Genomic DNA, 2,891 nt, shown 5'->3' with positions numbered 1-2,891 from the left:
CAGCAATTTCTTACCTTCAAAGTTGAGGGGATTTCAGGTGCTACAATTCTAGGTGATGGTAATGTTTCCCTAATTTTAGATGTGGCACAAATTTTCAAGATGAAATCAAAGGAAAGCAACTTAAAAATAGTGGCATAATTAAAGGAGAAATTTATGGAAAATTTAGCTTATAACACACCTATTAAAGAGGTTAAAGAGGCAACTCAGCAATTTCTTACCTTCAAAGTTGAGGGCAATGAATATGCGGTTGATATAATGAAAGTTATGGAAATTAAAGGCTGGACAGAAACCACTAGAATTCCAAATTCTCCAACTTATATGCGTGGCGTTATAAATTTGCGTGGATTAGTTATTCCAATTTTTGATTTACGCTCAAGGTTTAATCAGGGTGAAACTAACGCAACTGAAAAAAATGTTGTGATAGTAATTTCAATTGGCAAAAGAACCATTGGCATTTTAGTTGATGCAGTTTCAGATATACTAACTGTTAAGCAAAGTGAAATAAAACTAAACCCTACGGCAAACGATGCTGGTATTGATGACGCTTATGTTTCAGGCTTAATTTCTAACTCAGATAATATGGTGATTATTTTGGATACTGATTATCTTTTTGATGGCAAAACCCTTCAAAAAGCTGAAGCAGTCTCCTCAAATGCATAAAAAATGAATCCTTTGTCTTTACAAACTGAAAGAGAATTTGATTTTAATGATGATGATTTCAAATTAATCGCACGCATTGTTTTTGAAAAAACGGGTATACATCTTGCCCCTCATAAGAAAAATATGGTTTATTCAAGGATAGCAAAGCGAATTAGAAGATTAAATCTTAATAGTTTTTCTGAATATTGCACTCTTATCACTTCAAATAATGATGGCGGTGAAATGATGGATTTTATCAATGCTGTTACAACAAATTTAACGCATTTTTTTAGGGAAATTCATCACTTCAAACATCTTGCGGAAGCTGCTTTGCCTGAGGCTATAAAGCAAAATAGTTCCTTCAAAAGGCTTAGAATTTGGTCGGCGGGTTGTTCTTCTGGTATGGAAGCTTACTCAATAGCAATGACGCTAAGAAGTGTTCTAAAAGATGTAGATAATTGGGACGCCAAAATTTTAGCCACTGATATTGATACAAATATGTTAGCAAAGGGTTCTGCGGGTATTTATTCAGATGAAGAATATGAAAATATTCCAGCAAAATTTAGGGAAGAATTTATTACAAAAGATTCTAAAAATTCTCAAATCAAAGTTAGTGATAAACTAAAAAAACTGGTGAGTTTTAAGCGTCTAAATTTTATTGAGCCTTGGCCGGTTAAAGGGCCTTTTGATATTGTTTTTTGCAGAAATGTTGTAATTTATTTTCAAAAGGAAACTCAAAAAAAGATTTTTGAAAATTTCTCAAATGTTATGCGTTCTGGCTCTCATTTATATATAGGGCATTCTGAAAATCTAACTGGTATCAGCAATAAATTTCAACTGATAGGAAAAACAATTTACCAAAAAATATGAGCGATAACATTAATAAAATTCCTATCAGAAGAACCGACACTGAAAAAGTGCAAATCGGCGATGTCTTTGATGGCGTTAAAAGATATTACGATCAAAATATGGAATTGCTTGTTGTAAAGCTAATGACAGGCGATTGTTATTTCACCGCTGAACCTCGTGAGATGTTAGTTACAATTCTTGGTTCTTGTATTTCTGTATGTTTAAGAGATCCTTTGGTAAACATCGGTGGTATGAATCATATTTTACTACCAGGTGAAAATATGACAAAAGATTCTTCTGATCTCGGCTACCCAACTAGGTTTGGAACATTCGCAATGGAAGAATTAATCAACGGAATGTTAAAATTAGGTGCAAAAAAAAATCGCTTTGAAGCAAAAATTTTTGGTGGTGGAAATGTAATTGCCACAGCGGCAAATATTGGGCAGAAAAATATAAAATTTGTTAAAGAGTTTTTAGCCTCGGAAAATATTCCAATTAGGTCAGAAGATATTGGCGGTGAATTTGCAAGGAGGCTTCACTATTTTCCAGATTCAGGCAAAGCAATGATTAGAAAACTTAGAAGAAAAGAAGATTTAATTATCGTTGATAAAGAAAGAGAATATCAAGAGAAGCTAGTCAAAAAACAGAAATCTGTTGATGTTGAACTTTTTTGATAGCTAGTGATATTAACCCCTCTCCCTTTGGGATGGGAGTAATGTGTAGAGTAAAAACAAAAAAATATGTCAAAAATAAGAGTTTTAATAGTTGATGATTCCCTGCTGATAAGGCAGATGTTCACCAAAATTCTATCTTCTGATGCGGAAATAGAAGTGGTAGGTGTTGCTGAAAATGCTGATGATGCAAGAAATAAAATTAAAGAGCTAAACCCTGATGTTATCACTCTTGATATTGAAATGCCTGGAATGGACGGTATTACTTTCCTAAAAAAATTAATGGCACTAAGGCCGATGCCAGTTGTTATGAGTTCTTCACTTACACAAAGAGGTGCTGATACAACAATAGAAGCCTTAGAAGCAGGGGCTGTTGATTGTGTTCCTAAAACTACTAGCACTGATTTTAATTCTGAAGAATTATCAAATGAATTAATCTCAAAAGTTAAAAATGCTTCAAAGGTAAAATTCAGGCAGGCGAAAGAATCTGAGGCTATTAAGAAAAGCCCAATTATAGAAAATGCCAATCAATTTAATTTTAAGCAAAATATTCTTTTTGCAATTGGTTCATCAACGGGTGGTGTTGAGGCCTTGAGAGATGTTTTAATCAATCTGCCAAAAAATTTTCCCCCAATTGTCATTACCCAACATATGCCACCCAAATATACACAATCATTCGCTGAAAGGCTCAATAAAATTTGTCAAATAAGTGTAAAAGAAGCTGAAAACGGC

Annotated in this window: 4 protein-coding genes; all 4 read left to right on the top strand. The window is 33.5% G+C overall.

The features are described 5' to 3' along the window. Positions 1 to 153 precede the first annotated feature (153 nt). The gene (locus SFT90_03045) at positions 154 to 660 is read left to right on the top strand and encodes a chemotaxis protein CheW (GenBank protein ID MDX1949463.1); all 507 of its coding nucleotides are present in this window, start codon (positions 154 to 156) and stop codon (positions 658 to 660) included. Between the two features lie 3 nt (positions 661 to 663). Further along, positions 664 to 1,509 carry a protein-glutamate O-methyltransferase CheR gene (locus tag SFT90_03040; protein ID MDX1949462.1) on the top strand — a complete coding sequence of 282 codons (846 nt, stop codon included), beginning with the start codon at positions 664 to 666 and terminating at the stop codon, positions 1,507 to 1,509. Beyond that, positions 1,506 to 2,162, top strand: a complete 657-nt coding sequence (locus SFT90_03035; protein ID MDX1949461.1) for a hypothetical protein — start codon at positions 1,506 to 1,508, stop codon at positions 2,160 to 2,162. The genes SFT90_03040 and SFT90_03035 overlap by 4 nt, the downstream gene beginning before the upstream one ends. Before the next feature lie 66 nt (positions 2,163 to 2,228). Continuing rightward, a partial coding sequence (locus SFT90_03030) for a response regulator (GenBank protein ID MDX1949460.1) occupies positions 2,229 to 2,891 on the top strand: 663 nt, incomplete at its 3' end.

It is taken from the genome of Rickettsiales bacterium (assembly GCA_033762595.1).
Taxonomy (GTDB): Bacteria; Pseudomonadota; Alphaproteobacteria; order Rickettsiales; family UBA8987; genus JANPLD01.
The sequence above is the reverse complement of the archived record's forward strand: the minus strand, read 5'-3'. Positions and strand labels throughout refer to the sequence as shown.

Excerpts from the sequence above, each read along its gene's own strand:
- SFT90_03035 (MDX1949461.1), top strand. The coding sequence starts at position 1,506 with ATGAGCGATAACATTAATAAAATTCCTATCAGAAGAACCGACACTGAA.
- SFT90_03045 (MDX1949463.1), top strand. The coding sequence starts at position 154 with ATGGAAAATTTAGCTTATAACACACCTATTAAAGAGGTTAAAGAGGCA.
- SFT90_03040 (MDX1949462.1), top strand. The coding sequence starts at position 664 with ATGAATCCTTTGTCTTTACAAACTGAAAGAGAATTTGATTTTAATGAT.